The 23,061-nt window shown below is 67.6% G+C and carries 2 protein-coding genes; both read left to right on the forward strand.

Annotated elements, in window-relative coordinates:
- Nucleotides 1-148: 148 nt before the first annotated feature.
- Entirely contained in the window at nucleotides 149-6,370 is a 6,222-nt protein-coding gene (pks2, locus tag G6N37_RS18130) for a sulfolipid-1 biosynthesis phthioceranic/hydroxyphthioceranic acid synthase (RefSeq protein ID WP_174813958.1), read from the forward strand.
- Between the two features lie 16 nt (nucleotides 6,371-6,386).
- Nucleotides 6,387-22,940 carry a non-ribosomal peptide synthetase gene (locus tag G6N37_RS18135; protein ID WP_163682492.1) on the forward strand — a complete coding sequence of 5,518 codons (16,554 nt, stop codon included), beginning with the start codon at nucleotides 6,387-6,389 and terminating at the stop codon, nucleotides 22,938-22,940.
- The last annotated feature ends 121 nt before the right edge of the window (nucleotides 22,941-23,061 follow it).

Below are 23,061 nucleotides of genomic sequence, written 5' to 3' on the forward strand. Positions count from 1 at the left end.
CCGGCCGCAACCAATTGTCGAAGATGCGCTGACTCGACCAGGCGGTCCCATCAGCAAATTCGAAATCAAACGCGCTTACCGCCCCGCCGGATAAGAAGAGGTAACGGCCGTGGACAAAGCAACCCTCACTTCCACCGCTGTCATCGGCATGGCTTGTCGACTGCCGGGGGGCATCGACTCCCCTGAGCGGCTGTGGGAGGCGTTGGTACGCGGGGATGACCTGGTCACCGAGGTCCCGCCGGACCGCTGGGACGCCGAGGAATATTACGACCCTCAGCCGGGTGTGCCGGGTCGATCGGTGACGAAGTGGGGCGGGTTCCTCGATGACGTCGCCGGCTTCGATTGCGAATTCTTCGGGATCAACGAGCGCGAGGCCACCGCGATCGACCCCCAGCACCGGTTGCTGCTGGAAACCTCCTGGGAGGCCATCGAGCACGCCGGCCTGACTCCGGCGACCATGGCCGACTCGCTCACCGGTGTGTTCGTGGGTCTGACGCACGGCGACTATCAACTGCTGGCCGCCGATGCGAACGCCGTGGAGGCGCCGTATGGATTCACCGGCAGCAGCTTCAGCCTGGCATCCGGGCGGATCGCGTACGCCTTGGGCATCCACGGTCCCGCGCTCACGGTGGACACCGCATGCTCGTCCGGTCTGACCGCAGTGCACCTGGCCTGTCACAGCCTGAGCGACGGTGAAAGCGACCTCGCCCTGGCGGGTGGCGCCGCGGTGATCCTGGATCCGCGGAAGTTCGTCGCAGGTTCCGCGGAAGGCATGCTGTCTCCCACCGGGCGGTGCCACGCGTTCGACGTCGCGGCTGACGGGTTCGTGTCTGCCGAGGGCTGCGTCGTGGTGTTACTCAAGCGTTTGTCCGACGCGCTGCGCGACGGCGATCGGATCCTGGCCGTCATCCGCGGCAGTGCCGCCAACCAGGACGGCCACACCGTCAACATCGCCACACCCTCGGTCGAGGCGCAGACCGCGGTGTACAAGGCGGCGTTGGCCGCGGCAGGCGTCGACGCCCGCAGCGTCGGCATGGTCGAGGCGCACGGCACCGGCACGCCCGTCGGCGACCCGGTCGAATACGCCAGCCTCGCCGCCGTCTACGGCAGCGACGGCCCCTGCGCGCTGGCAACGGTGAAGACCAACCTGGGGCATGCCCAGTCGGCCGCGGGAGCGCTCGGGCTGATGAAAACGATCCTGGCCCTCCAGCACGGCATGATTCCGCAAAATCTGCACTTCACCCGGCTGCCCGACCAAATGGCCCCAATAAGAACCGAACTCTTTGTGCCACAGACGATTACACCGTGGCCGACCAATGGTCACCATCCCCGACGCGCGGCGGTGTCGTCGTACGGACTTTCGGGAACAAACGCACACGCCATCGTGGAGCAAGCCCCCGCGCAGGCTCCCGAATCCGCTGTGCCCGAAGCCATCCCAGCCGAGTCGGGGACCGCGACACCTCTGCTGTTCCCGCTGTCGTCCACCTCAGCCGACGAATTGCGCCGCACCGCCGGCCGTCTGGCCGACTGGGTGGCGGCGCACGAGGAGGTGGCCTTGACTGATCTGGCCTACACCCTGGCGCGTCGGCGCGCGCACCGCCCGGTGCGCACCGCCGTCATTGCGAGTAGCCGGCCGGAGCTCACCCAGGCTTTGCGCGAGGTCGCCGACGGCGACACTCCGTATCAGGCCGCGGCCGGGCAGGATGACCGCGGACCGGTCTGGGTGTTCTCGGGACAAGGTTCGCAGTGGGCTCAAATGGGAGCTGAGCTGCTGGCGACCGAACCGGTGTTCGCCGCGACCGTCGCGGCCGCCGAGCCACTGATCGCCCACGAGTCCGGATTCTCGGTGACCCAGGCGATGACCGCCCCGCAGTCCGTGACCGGTATCGACCGGATTCAACCGACCCTGTTCACCATGCAGGTCGCGCTGGCCGACACCATGCGCTCGCACGGGGTGCACCCGGGCGCGGTCATCGGGCATTCCCTGGGTGAGGTCGCGGCGGCCGTCGTCGCGGGAGCGCTATCGCTGGAAGACGGGTTGCGCGTCATCTGCCGGCGCTCCCGGCTGATGTCCCGCATCGCCGGCGCCGGTGCGATGGCCTCGGTGGAACTGCCCGCCCAGCAAGTGCTTTCGGAGCTGGTGACCCGTGGTGTCGACGACGCCGTGGTGGCGGTGGTGGCGTCGCCACAGTCCACAGTGATCGGCGGTGCCACCCAGACGGTGCGCGATCTGGTCGCGGCCTGGGAGGCGCGTGACGTGATGGCCCGCGAGATCGCCGTCGACGTCGCCTCGCACTCCCCCCAGGTCGACCCGATCCTCGACGATCTGGCCGACGCGCTCGCCGAGCTGCACCCGATGCCGCCGGAAGTTCCCTTCTACTCGGCGACCCTCTACGACCCGCGCGAGCGGCCGCTCTGCGATGCCGGGTACTGGGCGCAGAATCTGCGCCAGATGGTGCGGTTCGCCCCGGCGGTGCGGGCCGCCTTGGAGGACGGCTACCGGGTCTTCGCGGAGCTGGCGCCCCACCCGCTGCTCATCCACGCGGTCGAGCAGACCGCCCGCAGTCTCGACATGCCGCTGGCCGCCCTGGCCGCCATGCGCCGCGAGCAGGCGCAGCCCTACGGGCTACGCGGTTTTGTCGCGGACCTGTACAGCGCGGGGGCCGCGGTCGACTTCTCCGCTCTCTACCCGAATGGGCGGCTGGTGGACGCGCCGCTGCCGACCTGGACGCACCGCCGGCTGTTGTTGAGCCGCGGCGCTCAACCCTCGATACACGGCGGTTGCACCGTTTCGGTGCATCCGCTGTTGGGCGCCCACGTGCGTTTGCTGGAAGACCCGGAGCGCCACGTCTGGCAGGCCGAGGTCGGCACCGCCGCCCAGCCCTGGCTCGGCGATCACCAGGTTCGCGATGTGACCGTGTTTCCGGGGGCTGCTTACTGCGAAATGGCGCTGGCGGCCGCGCGCACTGTGCTCGGCACCGCCTCTGAAGTCCGCGACCTGCGCTTCGAACATGCGCTGCTGCTGGACGAGCAGACCACGATCGGCGCCTCGGCGACGTTGTCATCAGCGGGCGCCGCCGATTTCGCCGTGGAGTCCGAAGAGGGGGGCGAACAAACGCAGCTGGTTACCGCGGTGCTGTCTGCCGCAGCGGCGGATCCCCCTCCCGCACACGACATCTCCGCGCTGCTCGCCGCGCACCCGGGCCGCGAGGACGGCGCCGAGGTGCGCCGTCGCCTGGACGAACGCGGCATTCGATACGGTCAGGCATTCAGCGGTCTCGCCGCGTTGCACACCGGCGAGGGCGCGACCCGCACTGTGCTCGCCGAGGTCACGCTGCCCAGCCAAATCCGCTCACAGCAAGATGCCTACGGGGTGCACCCGGCGCTGCTCGACGCCTGCTTTCAGTCGGTCGCGGCGCACCCGGAGTTGCGTGCGCTGGGCGAAGATGTGCTGGCATTGCCGCTGGGTCTCCTGCGGCTCCGCTCCTATGGCGCTGCCCGCAGCGCCCGCTACTGCTACACCCGGGTGACGAAAGCCGACGCTTCCGGCGTGGAGGCAGACCTCGAAATGCTCGATGAGAACGGGGTCGTCCTACTCGCCGTGCAGGGACTGCGCTTGGGTGCCGGAGCATCCGAAAGCGACCACGACGAACGGCTGCTGGCCAAGCGATTGCTGACGATCGAATGGCGGCAACGCGAACTACCGGAGGCGGAACACGACAACCCCGGAGCCTGGCTGGTCGTCGGCACCACCGCCGACGCCGTCGCCCCGATGGCGGACGCGCTGAAACAGCTTGGCGCACAATGCACCACCATGTGCTGGCCGCCGCACGCCGACCACACCTTGAACAGAGAGCGGCTTCGAGATCAGCTGCGTGCCGGTGGATTCAGCGGCTTGGTGATCGCGACGGGACCCGGGGAAGGCGGCTCCGGTGACCGGTCGCCCCTGCTGGGCCTCGAGTCCGTGCAACATCTGTTGCGTGTCACCCGCGAATTGCCCGACATTCCCGGCCAACTCCCCCGTCTCTACGTCGTGACACGCAACGCCCAGACCGTAGTGGCCAGTGACGTGCCCAATTTGGAGCAGGCCGGGCTGCGGGGCCTCCTGCGCGTGATCGGCACCGAGCATCCACACCTGCGGGTCACTCAGATCGATGTGGACGATGACACCGATGCCGGGCTGCTCGCCCGCCAACTGCTCGGCGGGTCGGAGGAAGACGAGACGGCCTGGCGACACGGCGCGTGGTACACGGCGCGGTTGGCCCTCAGTCCGCTGCGCCCCGAAGAGCGGCAAACCACCATCGCCGACCTCGAGCTCGACGGCGTGCGCCTGCAAATCCGCACGCCCGGTGATCTGGAGTCGGTGGAATTCATTGCCCGCGAACGGGTTGCGCCGGGGCCGGGCCAGATTGAGGTCGAAATCAGCGCCTCCAACATCAACTTCGCCGATGTGCTGATCGCGTTCGATCGCTATCCCGCCTTCGAGGGCCGGCGACAACAGCTGGGCACCGATTTCGCCGGAGTGGTGACCGCCGTCGGGCCAGGTGTGACGGACCATAAGGTCGGCGATCACGTTGGGGGTCTGTGCGGCGACGGATGCTGGGCCACGTTCATCACCTGCGACGCGCGCCTGGCGGTGACGCTGCCTGCTGGACTCTCCGATGAGCAGGCCGCGGCGGTACCAACCGCACACGCCACCGCGTATTACGGCCTGCATGAGCTGGCTCATATCAAGGCCGGTGATCGCGTTTTGATCCACTCTGCGACGGGCGGGGTGGGACAGGCGGCGATCGCGATGGCCCGGGCCGCCGGCGCCGAAATCTTCGCCACAGCGGGCAGCGAGCAACGTCGTCAACTGTTGCGCGACATGGGCATCGACCATGTCTACGATTCGCGAAGCACCGAGTTCGCCGACCTGATAAGGCGCCACACCGACGGGTATGGCGTCGACATCGTGCTTAACTCGCTCCCCGGCGCCGCTCAACTCGCGGGCCTCAAATTGCTCGCTCTCGGTGGACGATTCGTCGAGATAGGCAAGCGCGAAACCCGGCTGGGCCTCTTCTCGTTCCGGCCCAACCTCGCGTTTCACGGCGTCGACCTGGCGCTGCTGTCGTACAGCGAACCCGACCGGGTTCACGACTTGTTGACCACGGTGTACCAGCTCATCGCGGACGGAGTGCTCCCGGTGCCGGAGAGCACGCACTACCCGCTTGCCGAAGCCGGCAACGCCATTCGAACGATGGCCGGCGCCCGGCATACCGGCAAGATCGTGCTTGACGTCGCGCACACCGGCCATCACCGGGTGACGGTGCCGCCGGCGCAGGCCCGGGTGTTCCGCCGCGACGGCGCCTACCTCATCACCGGCGGCCTCGGGGGCCTTGGGCTGTTCTTGGCGGAGAAGATGGCCGCCGCCGGATGTGGGCGTATCGTGCTGTCCTCACGCTCACAGCCGACGCGCAGCGCGCTGGAGACGATCGAGCGAATCCGCGCGACCGGCGCCGACATCCTGGTGGAATGCGGTGATATCGCACAATCCGACACCGCGCACCGGCTGGTGGCCACAGCGACGGCGACCGGGCTTGCGGTGCGCGGCGTGCTGCACGCGGCGGCGGTCGTGGAGGACGCCACATTGGCCAACATCACCGACGAGCTGATCGCGCATGACTGGGCGCCAAAGGTCTACGGCGCGTGGAACTTGCATACTGCAACCGCCGGGCAGCCGCTGGACTGGTTCTGCTCGTTCTCCTCGGCGGCCGCGCTGGTGGGCTCGCCCGGGCAGGGCGCCTACGCCGCGGCCAACAGCTGGGTGGACGGCTTCACGCACTGGCGGCGGGCTCGGGGCCTGCCGGCCACCGCGATCGCCTGGGGCCCCTGGGCTGAGATCGGGCGCGCGACCGCGCTCGCGGAAAGCTCCGACATTGCAATCGCCCCCGACGAGGGCGCTTACGCATTCGAATCGATACTGCGCCACGACCGGGCCTACACCGGCTACGCGCCGATCACCGGCACCTCCTGGTTTGCGATCCTCGCCGAGCGCAGCCTGTTTGCGCAGGCATTCCGCTCCATCGGGCAAAACCAAACGGGCACAAGCAAACTGCGTGCTGAGCTCGACGAGCTGCCCGTGGACGAGTGGCCCACCTGGCTGCGGCGTCTGATCTCCGATCAGGTCAGCCTGATTCTGCGTCGCAGCGTCGATCCCGACCGGGCGCTCTCCGGGTACGGCTTGGACTCGCTGGGCGCCCTCGAACTACGCACCCGCATCGAGACCGAAACGGGGGTTCGCATCCCGTCCGCTGACATCTCCACCATAACCATCCGCGGTCTAGCGGGGCTGTTATGCGAGAAGCTAGCGCCCGCTAGTGCGGCCTGACACCGAGGGGAGTCGGATGGAACGTGATGGCCGGGCGCTTCCCCTGACGCCCGGGCAGTTGGACATATGGCTCGCGCAGGAGACAGGTCGCTTCACTACGGAGTGGCAGCTTGGCCTCTTCGCGAAAATCGAGGGCCGGCTGCAGCGAGAGCCCTTCGAGTGGGCGATCCGCCGAGCGCTGCGGGAGGCTGAGCCGGTCAGGGCCACGTTCTTTGAAGAGCACGGCCAGGTTCTCCAGAGGACGATTGACGATCCGGAAATCGAACTCGTTGTCCATGATCTCAGCGGCTCACATCATCCGCTGAACGAGGCCCACGAGATAGCCTCGTCGATTCAGCGCACGCCGATGCCGCTTTCGGGACCACTGTTCAGGTTCGCGCTATTTCAGCTGCGGCCTGACGAATTCTATTGGTTCACATGCTGCCACCACATCGTCGTGGATGCATCGGGTATTGCGCTGGTCGGCCACCGGATCGCCACGATTTACTCTGCGGTTGTCTCAGGCGCACCCTTGCCGCCCCCGTTATTCGGCTCCCTCGAGGACTTGGTCAGGTGCGAGGCACAGTACGAAGCGTCGACCGATTACCTAGAGGATCAGGCGTATTGGACGCAGAACCTGCCATCGGACAGCGGACTGGATCAGTGGTTCCCTCAGGACGCGAGCGAACGTGGTGCCTCTGCGCCGGTTCGCCTGGACCCGGTGGTCCTCCGCCGGGTACAAGAGTTATCCCAAGCGCGCGACATGCCTCGTTCATCGGTCATCACCGCGGCGTGCGCGCTACTGGTACACGGCTGGTGCGCCCAAGGCTCAGAGGTCGTGCTCGACTTCCCGGTGAGCAGGCGAGTGGATCCGGAGGCGAAGACACTCCCAGGGGTGTTTTCGGGGGTCGTGCCGCTGGTCCTGACGATCTCGCCGGACGCCACGGTCGCCGAGTTCTGTCACCACGTTGACATCCGAATTCGGGAAGCCCTGCAACACCAGCGCTTTCCGGTGCAAGCCCTGGAACGCAAAGCCCGCTTGCCCGGCCGGAGCCAGCCGGGCCGGAGAGTGAGCGTCAACTTTCTTCCGTCCGCGTTCACCTTGGACTTCGGTGGCCTCGCGGCGTCGGCGTCATTCACCAACTCTGGTCTTACCGAAGGCTTCGGGTTGTTCTTCTCTGCCGTCGGTGACGAGCTCTTGTTCGGCACGGAGGGCGCCGGCCAACCATTTTCACACCTCGATCTCGCAGGCCTAGCGGAACGGCTGCAAGACGTCTTGGTGGCGATGACGGTCGACCCGGGGCGGAAGCTGTCGTCGGTCGATCCGTTCAGTGCCGATGAGTACGGCCGGCCTGATGAGTGGGGCAATCGCGCGGTGCTCGCCCGGCCACCACGCCAACCGGTTTCGATTCCGGAGTCGTTCGCCGCGCAGGTGAAGCGCGCCCCCGAGGCCGTGGCGGTGAGGTTCGCGGGTCGATCGATGACCTATGGCGAGCTCGATGAGGCCGCTAATCGGTTGGCGCATCTGCTGACTGAACATCGTGCGGGTCCGGGCGGGTGTGTCGCATTGCTGTTCCCTCGTTCGCCTGAGGCCGTCATCGCGATGCTCGCGGTGCTCAAGACCGGCGCGGCGTATCTGCCGATCGATCCGATGCATCCCCGTTCCCGCATCGAGTTCATGTTGGGTGACGCCACCCCGATCGCCGTCGTGACCACCGCGGGGCTGCGGTCGCGGCTGGATGGGTACGACCACGTGGTCATCGACATCAACGACCCCGCTGTCGACGCCCGACCCAGCACCGCGTTGCCGTTGCCCTCACCCGATGACATCGCGTACATCATCTACACTTCGGGCACCACTGGCGTGCCGAAAGGCGTTGCGGTCACGCACCACAACGTAACTCAGCTGCTGGCTTCGCTGAATTCGCACCTGCCGGGACAAGTGTGGGCGCAATGGCACTCGTTGGCCTTCGACGCGTCGGTTGAAGAGATCTGGAGTGCGCTGTTGTTCGGCGGGCGGTTGGTGGTGGTACCCGAGTCGCTCGCGCACTCACCGGAAGACTTCCAAGCGCTGCTGGTCGCCGAACAGGTCAGCGTCGTGAGCCAAACCCCCTCGGCGGTGGCGGAGCTGCTTCCCGAGGGTTTGGGATGTGCGGCGCTATTGGTGGCCGGTGAGCCCTGCCCCGCCGAGATCGTCGATCGTTGGGCGCCTGGACGGGTGATGGTCAACGGCTACGGCCCCACCGAGACCACAGTGTGTGCGTCGAGGAGCGCGCCGCTGACCGCCGGGACGGGTGCACCGCCGATCGGCGCGCCGGTCCCGGGAGCGGCGTTATTTGTCCTCGACGGGTGGCTGCGTCCGGTGCCCGTTGATGTGGTCGGTGAGTTATATATCGCCGGCCGTGGTGTGGGCGTGGGGTATTGGCGCCGGGCCGGATTGACCGCGTCGCGGTTTGTGGCCTGCCCCTTCGGTCCGCCGGGAACGCGGATGTATCGCAGCGGGGATCTGGTGCGCTGGCGCCGCGACGGGCAGCTTGATTACCTTGGCCGCGCCGACCAGCAAGTCAAAGTCCGCGGGTATCGCATCGAACTCGGCGAGATCCAGGCCGCCCTGGCCGAACTGGACGGCATCGAACGGGCCGCGGTGATCGTACGCGAGGACCGCCCGGGCGATAAGCGTCTGATCGGTTACGTCACCGAAACCGTTGCCGGGGCTGTTGATCCCGCTGAGCTGCGGACGGTGTTGGGTGAGCGGCTACCCGGCTATATGGCGCCCGCGGCGCTGGTGGTGCTGCAGGCGATGCCGCTGACGGTCAACGGCAAACTCGACACCCGCGCCCTACCGGCACCTGAATACAGCGATGCCGAGCGTTACCGCGCCCCCACCAACCCCACCGAGGAGATCCTGACCGTCATCTACGCCCAAGTGCTCGGCGCCGAGCGGGTCGGGATCGACGAGTCATTTTTTGAACTGGGCGGGGATTCGCTGTCGGCGATGCGCCTGGTCGCGGCGATCAACAAGGCTATGGACGCCGGCCTCTCGTTGCGCACCTTGTTCGACGCGCCCACGGTGGCGCTGCTCGCGCCCCGGCTCATTGACGGTGGACCCGGACGCGAGCCCTTGGTGGCCGTCGAGCGTCCCGCGACGGTTCCGTTGTCGTTCGCCCAGAGCAGACTGTGGTTCCTCGAGCAATTACACGACGGCGCAACGACTTACAACATGCCGACCGCGTTCCGGATTAGCGGGCCCCTCGATGTCGAGGCTCTTTGCGCGGCCCTCGATGACGTCGTTGCCCGTCACGAGTCCTTACGCACCGTTTTCCCCGACCTAGACGGCGTTTCGTTCCAACGGGTGCTGGCGCCCCGAAGCGGGATGTGGCAACGCGGGGACGCCGCGGTAGTGCCGTTGGCCGAACAGGATGTGGCCGGCGAGTTGAGGTCGCTGGCCAGGCATCGGTTCGATCTGTCGAGCGACATCCCGATCCGTGTGCAGATCTATTCGGTCGGCCCGGAGCAGTACGTGGTGGGAATTGTGGTGCACCATATTGCCTTTGACGGGTTGTCACTGGCGCCGATGGTGCGGGATATCAGCGCGGCGTATCAGGCGCGGCAGCAGGGCCTTGCCCCGGGTTGGGTCGGGTTGCCGGTGCAGTATGTGGATTACACGCTGTGGCAGCGGGCCCAGTTCGGTGATCTTGATGACGGCGATAGTCCGATCGCCGCGCAGCTGGCGTATTGGGAGGATGCGCTGGCCGGGATGCCTGAGCGGGTGGAGTTGCCGACGGATCGGCCATACCCGCCGCTGGCCGACCAGCGCGGTGCCACCGTTGCGGTGGAGTGGCCGGCGGAGTTGCAGCAGCGGGTGCGCGCTGTGGCCCGCGAGTGCAACGCGACCAGTTTCATGGTGATCCAGGCCGGATTGGCCGTGTTGCTGTCCCGCCTTGGCTCGAGTTCGGATGTGGTTCTGGGTTTTCCGACCGCCGGACGTGATGACCCGGCGCTCGACGATTTGGTCGGGTTCTTCGTCAACACCCTGCCGCTGCGAGTGGACCTGGCTGGCGATCCCACGGTGGCGGAGCTGCTGGCACAGGTCCGCCTGAAAGCGCTTGCCGCTCTTGAGCACCGAGATGTGCCGTTTGAGGTGCTCGTTGAGCGGCTTAATCCGGCGCGGTCGCTGACCCATCATCCGTTGGTGCAGGTGATGTTGGCCTGGCAGAACCTGCACGGAAGCACCGCAGACCCGGGTGCCGGGTTGGCGTTGGGCGATCTGCAGGTCACGCAGATGCCGATCGCCACCCACACCGCCCGCATGGATCTGACGTTCAATCTGGGCGAACGCTTCACCGGTTCCTCTGAACCGGACGGGATTTCGGGGACGGTGGAGTTCCGCGCCGACGTCTTCGAGCTCAGCACCGTCGCCTCGCTGGTCGGGCGGTTGCAGCGGGTGTTGGTGGCGATGACTGCCGATCCGCAGGCGGCACTGTCGTCGATCGACGTGCTCGACTCCGATGAGGGTGTGCGGCTCGATGCGCTGGGCCACCGCGCGGTACTGACCCAGCCGACCAGGGCGGTCTCGATCCCGGCGTTGTTCGCCGAGCAGGTGGCACGCACCCCGGCAGCGGTGGCGCTGCGCTGCGGGCAGCGCTCCTGGACCTACCGCGAACTCGACGAGGCCTCAAACCGGTTAGCCCACCTGCTGATCGACTACGGCGCTGGTCCGGGCGCGTGCGTGGCGCTGCTGTTCGCCCGCTCGGCCGAGGCCATCGTTGCGATCGTGGCGGTGCTCAAGACGGGGGCGGCCTACCTGCCGATCGACCCCATGGTTCCCGATGAGCGGATTGCCTTCCTGGTCACCGACGCCGCACCGATCGCCGTGCTGACCACCACCGCGCTACGCCCCCGGTTGAGCGGGCGCGACTTGGCGGTCCTCGAGATCGACGACCCCCGCATCGATGCCCGGCCCAACACGGGCTTGCCGGGCCCCGCGCCCGACGATATCGCCCACATTATTTACACCTCGGGCACGACCGGGGTGCCCAAAGGTGTCGCGGTCACCCACCACAACATCACCCGACTGTTCGACGGCCTGCAGGTGGGGATCGGGTTGGGGCCGGATCAGGTGTGGACCCAATGCCACTCCTACGCGTTCGACTTCTCAGTGTGGGAGATCTGGGGCGCGCTGCTGTCTGGCGGGCGGCTGGTGGTGGTGCCCGACCAGGTGACCCGCTCCCCCGAGGACCTGCACGCGCTGCTGATCGCCGAACAGGTCACCGTGTTCAGCCACACCCCCTCCGCGCTCGCGGCGCTGTCACCGCACGGGCTGGAGGCGGTGGCGCTGATGGCCGCCGGGGAGGCCTGCCCACCCGAGGTGGTGGACCGGTGGGTCCCCGGACGGGTGATGGTCAACGGGTACGGCCCCACCGAAACCACGATCTATGCCGCCATCAGCGCCCAGCTGACCTCGCACGGTGCGGTGGTTCCCATCGGTGTGCCGGTGCCCGGCACGGCGTTGTTCGTTCTCGACCCGTGGCTGCACCGGGTACCGCCCGGAGTCGTCGGCGAACTGTATGTGGCCGGCCGCGGCGTCGGCGTCGGCTATATCGACCGGGCAGGGTTGACCGCGTCACGGTTTGTGGCCTGCCCCTTCGGTCCGCCGGGAACACGGATGTATCGCAGCGGGGATCTGGTGCGCTGGCGACCCGACGGACAACTGGACTACCTTGGCCGCGCCGACCAGCAAGTCAAAATCCGCGGCTATCGCATCGAACTCGGCGAGATCCAGACCGCACTGGCCGCCCTCGAGGGCGTTGAGCACGCCGCGGTCATCACCCGCGAAGACCGCCCGGGCGACAAACGGCTGGTCGGCTATATCACCGAAACGATCACCGGCACAGTCGATCCCGCTGAAGCGCGCGCTGCGCTGGCCGACCGGCTCCCCGGGTTCTTGGTGCCCGCCGCGATCGTCGTGGTGGACGCGCTGCCTATGACGGTAAACGGCAAACTCGACAGCCGCGCCCTGCCCGCACCCGACTACACCACCGAGCACTACCGCGCTCCCGCCACCCCGGTCGAAGAAATCCTGGCGGGCATCTACGCCCAGGTGCTCGGTTTGGAGCGGGTCGGCATCGACGACTCATTCTTCGACCTCGGTGGCGACAGCATCTTGTCGATGCAGGTGGTGGCCCACGCCCGCGAGGCCGGGCTGAGCTGTCGCCCCCGCGACATCTTCGTCGAACAAACCGTGGCCCGACTGGCCCGCATCGCCGGTATCACTGACGGTCACGACGCGGTCATCGACGAGGGCATCGGGCCGATCACGCCCACCCCGATCATGCACTGGTTGTTCGACATCGACGGCCCCGTCGACCAGTTCAACCAAACCGTCTCGCTCCAAGCACCGTCCGGGGTCACCCCCACCGACGTGCTCGCCGTCCTGCAAGCTTTGATCGACCACCACCCGATGCTGCGGCTACGAGTCGACGATGACGGCACCGAAGGGCGCGCGCTCACGGTGCCCGACATCGGGGTGGTCCAGGCCGGTGAGTGCCTGCACACCGTCGACGTGTTGACCGATGAGGCACTTGCTCAGGCCCGGTCGAGGCTGAGCCCCGCCGCCGCACGCATGCTCAGCGCGGTATGGGTGTCCACCACCGGTCGGTTGGTGCTGATCGTCCACCACCTGGCCGTCGATGCGGTGTCGTGGCGGATTCTGTTGGAAGACCTCAGCATTGCCTGGGCTCAACACCACCGTGGCCAACCGATCACCCTGCTCACCGGCGGAACCTCATATCAACGCTGGGCCGCAATCCTCGAACAACTGGCCCACACCCGTGCGGTCATTGACCAGGCCGACACCTGGAGACACATCACCAGCGTCGGCGCCGCCCTGCCCGCACCCCGACCCGAGGACACCTACACCAGCGCGGGGCACCTGACGGTGGCGCTGGACACCGAGACCACCCGCCGACTGCTCACCGAGGTTCCCGCCGCCTTTAACACGGGCATCCACGAGATCTTGCTGATCGCTTACGGACTGGCCTGGATCGAATTTCTCGGCGCCGGCGACACGCCCCTCGGCATCGACGTCGAAGGCCACGGCCGCCACGACGACCTGGCCGACCAAGTCGACCTGTCGCGCACGGTGGGCTGGTTCACCACCAAATACCCCGTGGCACTGACCGTCGGCGGCCTGCGCTGGGAACAGGTGGTGACCGGCGACCCAGCGCTGGGTCCAATTGTCAAGCGCCTCAAGGAACAACTGCGTGCCCTGCCCCATCCCCTGACCTACGGGATGCTGCGCTACCTCAACACCGACACCGACCTGACCGCGCCCGACCCCACCATCGGATTCAACTACCTCGGACGCCTCGGCGGCCCAGCCGCCGACATCTCCGGCGACCGGTGGGGGGTCGGCCAGGACAGCCTGGGGATCGCCGGCGCCGCCGCCGCGGTTCCCGTGCCGCTGTCCCACACCGCCGAACTCAACGCCGGCACCATCGACACCGACACCGGGCCCCGCCTCAACGCCGCCTGGACCTGGGCGCCCTCGGCACTGGATCACACCCAGATCGCTCGGGTCAGCCAACTCTGGTTCGACGCCCTGACCGGCATCTGCGCCCATGTTCAGCACGGCGGCGGCGGGCTGACTCCCTCCGACATCACCCCGGCCCGGCTCACCCAATACCAAATCGACGAATTGCAAGCACAATACGACGTCGCCGACGTCTTGCCGCTCACCCCCCTCCAGGAGGGACTGCTCTTCCACGCCGGCACCGCAGCGGGTCTCGGTGACCTGTATGCGATGCAGATCGACATCACCGTCACCGGCCCACTGGACCCCCACCGGCTGCACCGCGCGGTGCAAACCGTCATCAGGCGCCACCCCAACCTGGCCGCCCGATTCTGCCCGCAATTCGATCAACCGGTGCAGGTCATTCCCGCCGATCCTGAAATACTTTGGCAGTATCTCCAATTCGACTCCGACGTCGACGACCACCTCGGGCGAGTCTGCGCCGCTGAGCGAGCCGCGGTCTGCGACCTCACCGACGCCCCCGCCTTCCGGGTGGCGTTGATCCGCACCGCCGACGACCAGCACCGTATCGCGTTGACTTTTCACCACATCGTGCTCGACGGCTGGTCGCTACCAATACTGCTGCAAGAGATCTTCGCCAGCTACCAGGGGCAGCAGCTGCCGCCCGCCACCCCGTACCGCCGGTTCGTCACCTGGCTGGCCGAGCGCGACCTCGAGGCCGCCCGGGCAGTCTGGCGCGAGGCGCTCGCCGGCTTCGACACCCCCACCCTGGTCGGCCCGCCGGCCCGACTCAAGCCCGGCCCCAAGGACACTCGCACGTTCGGGATGTCCGAGCAGACCACGTTGGCGCTGAACGAGCTGGCACGTTCCAAGCACACGACCCTCAACACCGTGCTGCAGGCAGCCTGGGCGCGACTGCTGATGGGCATGACCGGCCAGCGCGACATCGTCTTCGGCACCGCCGTCTCGGGGCGGCCCGTCGAACTGGCCGGCGCCGACACCATGGTCGGGCTGCTGATCAACACCGTGCCGGTGCGGGCCACTATCACGCCGGCCACCAGCACCGCTGACCTGCTCGACCAACTCCACAACGCCAATAACCGCACCCTCGACCACCAGCACCTGGCGCTCAACGAGATTCACCGCACGACCGGCTACGACCAACTGTTCGACACCCTGTTCGTCTACGAGAACTACCCGATCGGCGCCACCACGTTCGCAGGCGCCGGCGGGCTGATCATTACCGAGTTCACCGGCCGCGAGGCCAACCACTACCCCCTGACCATGCAGGCCACACCCGGCCCCGAACTCGGCTTCCGCATCGAGTACGACGCCCACGTGTTCGACGCCGAAAACGTTGACACGCTGATCAATCGGCTGCGGCGGATCATCCTGACGATGATTGCCGATCCACAGCTCCAATTGTCGGCGATCGACGTGCTCGAGCCCGATGAACGCAGCCGCCTCGACGACATGGGCAATCGGGCGGCGCTGACCGGGCCCCCGTCGGGGCCGGTGTCGATCCCGGAACTGTTCGCCGGCCGGCTGGCCCGTTCCCCGCAGGCGGTGGCCATCAGTTGCGCGGGCCGGTCGTTGACCTATCAGGATCTCGACGAGGCGTCGAATGACTTGGCGCATACGATATCTGGCTGCGGCGCCGGCCGGGGCTCGTGTGTGGCGCTGCTGTTGGAACGCTCCGCCGAAGCTGTCATCGCCATGCTCGCGGTGCTCAAGGCCGGCGCGGCGTACCTGGCGATCGACCCGGCACTGCCCGACGAGCGGATCGGATTCATGTTGCGTGACGCCGCGCCGATCGTCGCGGTTACCACCACCGCGCTGCGCCCACGGCTGGCCGGATGTGCCCTGGCCGTCATCGATATCACCGACGACCGCACGGCCGCTCCACCCCGCTGCGAGCTACCCACGTCCGTAGCGGAGGATATCGCCTACCTCATCTACACGTCGGGCACCACGGGCGCGCCCAAAGGGGTTGCGATCACGCATCACAACCTGGCCCATCTGGTCGATTCAGCGTCGGCGCACCTACCCGCAGACCAGGTGTGGACGCAGTGCCACTCCTACGCGTTCGACTTCTCCGTCTGGGAGATCTGGGCCGCGCTGCTCGGCGGGGGGCGCCTGGTCGTGGTGCCCGAGCAGGTGGTGAGTTCACCGAAAGACTTCCACGCCCTGCTCGTCGCCGAGCACGTCACCGTGCTCACCCAGACTCCGTCGGCCGCCGCGACGCTCTCCCCGCACGGCCTGGAGTCGGTTGCGCTGCTGCTCGGAGGCGAGGCCTGCCCGGCCGAGCTGGTGGACCGGTGGGCCCCCGGGCGGGTGGTGATCAACGCCTACGGCCCCACCGAAACCACCGTCTACGCAACGCTCACCGCCCCGCTGGCGGCGGGTTCGGGGACGGTCCCGATCGGTGCACCGGTGTCGACGACGGCATTGTTCGTTCTCGACGAATGGCTCCACCCGGTGCCGCCGGGAGTGGTCGGCGAACTCTATGTGGCCGGACGCGGCGTCGGCGTCGGCTATGTCGGCCGGCCCGGGCTGACCGCCGCACAGTTCGTGCCCTGCCCCTTCGGTGCGCCCGGCGCGCGGATGTATCGCACCGGGGACCTGGTGCGCTGGGATCCCGACGCGCAACTGCATTACCTGGGCCGCGCCGACGACCAGGTCAAGATCCGCGGCTACCGAGTCGAACTCGGCGAAGTCCAGGCCGCGCTGGCCGAACTCGACGGCGTCGAACAGGCCGCCGTCATCACCCGCGAAGACCGCCCGGGCGACAAGCGCCTCGTCGGATACATCGTCGAAACGACCGCAGGGACAGTCGATCCCGCCGCGGCACGGGCCACACTGGCCGAGCGACTGCCCGGTCATATGGTTCCCCTGGCGATCGTGGTGTTGCAGGCGCTGCCGCTGACGGTCAACGGCAAACTCGACGCCCGGGCCCTTCCCCCACCCGACTACACCACCGAGCACTACCGCGCCCCCGCCACCGCCGTTGAGGAGATCCTGGCCGGCATCTACGCCCAGGTGCTGGGTGTCGAGCGGGTCGGTGTCGATGACTCGTTTTTCAACCTGGGTGGGGACTCACTGTCTGCGATGCGTTTGATTGCCGCCATCAACACCGGGCTGGACGCGGACCTCGCCGTGCGCGCGTTGTTCGACGCGCCCACGGTTGCGCAGTTGGCACCCTGTCTCGACGGCGAGGCTTCCCGCCGTGAGCCGTTGGTGGTGTGCCGGCGCCCCGCGGTGATTCCACTCTCGTTCACCCAAAACCGGCTGTGGGTTCTCGACCAGTTGCAGGGACCCTCAGCGGTTTACAACATTCCAGTGGCGCTCAAGCTGGCCGGCACGCTTGATGCAGAAGCGCTCGGCGCATCGCTGGCCGACGTGGTGACCCGGCACGAAAGCCTGCGCACGATATTTCCCGCACCCGACGGGATACCGCAGCAACTCGTCGTTTCTGCTGATCGGGCGGATTTTGGTTGGGCTGTCATCGATGCCACCGAATGGCCGTCGGCCCGACTCGATGAGGCAATCGATGAAGCGGCACGCCATCCCTTTGCCCTGGAATTCGAAATCCCGTTGCGGGCCAAGCTCTTCCGTGTCGCCGATGACGAGCATGTGCTGGTGTGCGTGGTCCACCACATCGCTTTTGACGGGTGGTCACTGGCGCCGATGATCCGCGATATCGGCGAGGCGTACGCGAGCCGCTGCGCGGGGCAGGCCCCCGGCTGGCCCGAATTGCCGCTGCAATACGTGGACTACACGCTGTGGCAGCGGGCGCAGTTCGGTGCTCTCGACGACACCGACAGCCGGATCGCCGCGCAGCTGAAGTATTGGGAAGACGCCCTCGTCGACCTGCCCGAGCGCCTGGAGTTGCCGACGGATCGGCCTTATCCCTCGGTGGCTGATCAGCGTGGCGCCCAGGTGACCGTGGACTGGCCGCCCGAGTTGCAGCGACGCATACGCGAGGTTGCTCGCGACTTCAACGCGACGAGCTTCATGGTGGTTCAGACCGCCTTGGCGGTGCTGCTGTCGCGGCTCGGCTCGAGTTCCGACGTGGCGGTGGGTTTCCCGATCGCCGGACGTCGTGATCCCGCGCTCGACGACCTGGTGGGTTTCTTCGTCAACACCTTGGTGCTGCGGGTCGACGTGGCCGGAGATCCGACCGCTGCCGAGTTGTTGGCCCAAGTGCGTCGGCGTAGCCTGCTTGCCTTCGAGCATCAAGACGTGCCGTTCGAGGTGCTCGTCGACCGGCTCAACCCCACCCGGTCGTTGAGCCATCATCCGCTGGTTCAGGTGGCATTGGCGTGGCAGAACCTGCCGGGCGACGCCAGCGAGGCCGCCGCCGGGTCGGCGTTGGGTGATCTGCAGGTGACCGAGGTGCCGATAGGCACCCACACCGCCCGCATGGACCTGACCTTCTCGCTGTCCGAACACTGGACCGATGCCAATGCGCCCGACGGCATTCGGGGCGCGGTTGAATTCCGCACCGACGTGTTCGACCCCGATACCGTGAGCACGCTCGTCGAGCGGTTCCAGCGGGTCCTGGTGGCGATGACCGCCGATCCGCGGGCCCGGTTGTCGTCGATCGACGTGTTGGACGCTGCCGAGCACGCCCGTCTGGACAATACGTCTAACCGGGCGATCCTGACCCGGCCCGCGCCCGAGCCGGTTTCGATACCGGCGCTGTTTGCCGGACGCGTGACGCGCAACCCCGACGCGGTCGCGATCAGCGACGGGGCGCACTGCTGGACCTACCGCGAACTGGACGTGGCGTCGAACCGGTTGGCGCACTTCCTGACTGGGTATGGCGCGGGTCCCGGTGAGAGCGTGGCGCTGCTGTTCTCTCGCTCGGCCGAGGCCATCATCGCGATCTTATCGGTGCTCAAGACCGGGGCGGCTTATCTCCCGATCGACCCGGCGCTACCGCAGGCGCGGGTCGAATTCATGCTCGCCGATGCCGCGCCGATCGCCGCGATCACCACCACAGACCTGCGGCCGCGGCTGGACGGGCACGAGTTGACGGTCCTCGACGTGCGCGACGTCGCCGTGGACGCCCAACCCCGCACACCACTGCCTGCGCCGGCCCCCGACGACATCGCGTATCTCATCTACACCTCCGGCACCACCGGTGTGCCCAAAGGTGTTGCCATCAGTCATCACAACGTCACGCAACTGCTCGGTTCACTGGACGCCGGCCTGCCCCCGACGGGCGTTTGGCCGCAGTGCCATTCCTTGGCCTTCGACGTCTCGGTGTGGGAGATCTTCGGCGCCCTCCTGCGCGGTGGGCGGGTGGTGGTGGTGAGCGAAGACGTGACAACGTCACCGACCGACTTCCACGACGCGCTGGTCACCGGGCAAATCGATGTGCTCACGCAGACCCCTTCTGCGGCAGGTGTGTTGTCGCCCGAAGGTCTGGAGGCGGCGGCGCTGGTGGTGGTCGGTGAGGCTTGCGCCCCCGAAGTGGTTGATCAATGGGCGCCCGGGCGAGTGATGATCAATGCCTACGGCCCGACCGAGACGACGATGTGTGTCGCGATCAGTGCGCCGTTGACCGCCGGGGCGGGGACCGTGCCGATCGGTGCGCCGGTGCCCGGGGCGGCGTTGTTCGTCCTGGACGAGTCGTTGCTTCAGGTACCGCCGGGGGTAGTCGGTGAGCTGTACGTCGCCGGTCGCGGCGTCGGCGTCGGCTATCTGCGCCGGGCGGGGCTGACCGCGGCTCGATTTGTGGCCTGCCCGTTCGGAGGCCCGGGGGCGCGGATGTATCGCACCGGGGATCTGGTGCGCTGGGGCCGCGACGGGCAACTGCACTACCTGGGGCGCGCCGACGAACAGGTCAAGATCCGCGGTTACCGCGTCGAACTCGGCGAAATCCGAATGGCCCTGGCCGCGCTCGACGGCGTCGACCACGCCGCCGTCATCGCCCGCGAAGACCACCCCGGCGACAAACGGCTCGTCGGCTACATCACCGGCACCGCCGACCCGGTCGCCGCCCGTGCCGCCCTGGCCGAGCGGCTGCCCGGCTACATGGTGCCCGCTGCCGTTCTCGCATTGGACGTGCTGCCCCTGACAGCCAACAAGAAACTCGACACCCGCGCCCTTCCGGCGCCCGACTACTCCAAGGTCGATCACTACCGCGCCCCGACCGACGCCGTCGAGGAAATCCTCACGGGCGTCTACGCCCAGGTCCTGGGACTCGAGCGCGTAGGGGTGGACGACTCCTTCTTCGACCTTGGCGGCGACAGCATTTCGTCGATGCAGGTGGTCGCCCGCGCCCGCGCCGCCGGCCTCGCGTGCCGCCCGCGCGACATCTTCGTCGAACAGACCGTGGCCCGACTGGCCCGGGTAGCCCACGTCACCGAGGGCCTTGGCGCTGCTGTGGATGACGGCGTCGGGCCGATCACGCCCACCCCAATCATGCGCTGGCTGCACGACATCGACGGCCCCGTCGACCAGTTCAACCAGACCATGCTGATACAGGCGCCGCCCGGGGTCACCCAGCCCGACGTGGTGGTGGTCTTGCAAGCCCTGCTGGACCGCCATGCCATGCTGCGGCTGCACGTCGCCGATGGCGATGCCGGCGAGTGGACGCCGGCCGTGCGCGAGGCCGGTGCGGTGGATGCCGGGGGGTGCCTGCACGGCGTCGCGGTGTTGACCGAGGCCGCGGTGGCGGATGCCCGGTCGCGCCTAGACCCCGCCGGCGGGGTGATGCTCAGCGCGCTGTGGGTGGCCGACACCGGTCAGCTGGCGCTGATCATCCACCATCTCGCTGTGGACGCAGTGTCCTGGCGAATCCTGTTGGAAGACCTCAACATCGCCTGGGCTCAACACCGCAGCGGCCAGCCGGTCGCACTGCCCGCGGGCGGGACGCCATTCCAGCGCTGGGCGGCACTGCTCGCCGAGCACGCCCAACAGCCTGCGGTGGTGGATCTTGCCGGCACCTGGCAACAGGTGGCGGCGACCCCGGCCGCCCTGACCCCGCCAAAACCCGAGACCGACACCTACGCCAGCGCGGGACACCTGGCGGTTTCGCTGGACACCGAGACCACCCGCCTGCTGCTCGGTGAGGTTCCCGTGGCTTTTCGCACCGGCATTCAGGACATCCTGTTGATCGCCTTCGGGTTGGCGTGGGCCGAGTTCTCGGGCTCGAGGGGTGGCGCGCCCATCGGGATCGACGTCGAGGGCCACGGCCGGTACGAGGACCTGGCCCCTGATGTCGACCTGTCCCGCACCGTGGGCTGGTTCACCACCAAGTACCCGGTGTCGCTGGCGGTCGATGAGGTGCGCTGGACGCAGCTGGTGGCCGGTGACGCCGCCGTCGGCCCAATCGTCAAGCGGGCCAAGGAACAACTGCGCGCCCTGCCCGACGGCCTGACCTACGGTCTGCTGCGCTACCTCAACACCGATGTCGCGCTCCCCGGGTCCGATCCGACGATCGGGTTCAACTATTTCGGGCGGCTGGGCGCGGCCGAGGCGACCGTCGATCTGTGGCGGATCAGCCAGGATGGTTTGGCGATCTCCACCTCCGCGGCGGCGGTGCCCATGCCGCTGGCGCACACCCTGGAACTCAACGCCGGCACTGTCGACACGGCCACCGGCCCTCGCCTGCACGCCGACTGGACCTGGGCGCCTTCGGTGCTCGATCACACCCGGGTCGCCCGGCTCAGCCAGCTGTGGTTCGAGGCGCTGGCCGGCATCTGTGCCCACGTCCAACGCGGCGGCGGCGGTATCACCCCCTCCGACGTCTCCCCCGCCCACCTCACCCAACGGCAGATCGACGAACTGCAGCGGCAGTACCGGATCGCCGACATCCTGCCGCTCACCCCTCTCCAGCAGGGACTGCTGTTCCACTCCGCCCGGCAGAACAGCGACAACGACCTGTACGCAATGCAACTCGACATCACCGTCGCCGGCCCGCTCCACCCCGATCGCCTGCACGATGCCGTGAACGCCGTCGTCGCCCGTCACCCCAACCTGGCCGCCCGATTCTGCAGCAAATTCGACCAGCCGGTACAGGTCATCCCCGCTGATCCCCAAATACCGTGGCAATACTTAGAATTCGATACCGATGTCGATGAGCGGGTCCGGCAAACATGCGCCGCCGAGCGCGCCGCGGTATGCGACCTCGAGGTGTCGCCGGCTTTTCGGGTCGCGCTGATCCGCACCGCGCGCGAGCAGTATCGCGTGGTCCTGACCAATCACCACATCGTGCTCGACGGGTGGTCATTGCCCATCCTGCTGCAAGAGATCTTCGCCAGTTACTACGGCCAGCGGCTGCCGGCGGCCGGGTCATATCGTCGGTTTGTCACCTGGCTCGCCGGGCGAGACCTGCCCGCCGCCGAGGCGGCCTGGCGTGAGGTGCTGGCCGGGTTCGAGACTCCCACACTGGTCGGACCGCCGGGCCCGCCCAAGCTGGGACCGCGAGCCGTGGCCTCGGCACGGGTGCCCGAGGACACCACCAAGGCCGTCAACGAGCTGGCCCGCTCCTGTCACACCACCGTCAACACCGTGCTTCAGGGCGCCTGGGCACAGGTATTGATGTCGATGACGGGCCGGCGTGACGTCGTCTTCGGCGCCGCGGTCTCGGGACGGCCCGCCGAGGTGGCAGACGCGGAATCGATTGTGGGGCTGATGATCAACACGGTCCCGGTGCGGGCCACCATCACACCGGCCACCACCATCGCCGACCTGCTCGGCCAACTCCAGAGTGCCCACAACCACACACTCGACCATCAGCATCTGGCGCTCAACGAAATTCACCGCATCACCGGGCACGACCAACTGTTCGACACGCTGTTCGTGTTCGAGAACTACCCGATCGACGCCACCGCATTGTTGAGCAACAACGGATTGGCCATCACCGACTTCACCGGCACCGAATCCACCCATTACCCGCTGACGATGCAGGCCAGACCCGACCGCGAATTGCTCCTGCGCGTCGAATACGACAGCCACGTATTCGACGCGGCCGCAATCGAGGCGTTGATCGAGCGCTTCCAGCGGGCGCTGATGGCCATGACCACCGATCTGGAGAGTCAATCGTGACCACCAACCCAACACGACGGTTGTTCTCCATCGATCTCGTCAACGACGCGGAGCACGCTCACCTGGATGAGTGGAGCAACCGGGCGATACTGACCAAGCCCGCCGCGCCGGTGTCGATTCC

It is taken from the genome of Mycobacterium seoulense, from assembly GCF_010731595.1.
GTDB lineage: Bacteria > Actinomycetota > Actinomycetes > Mycobacteriales > Mycobacteriaceae > Mycobacterium > Mycobacterium seoulense.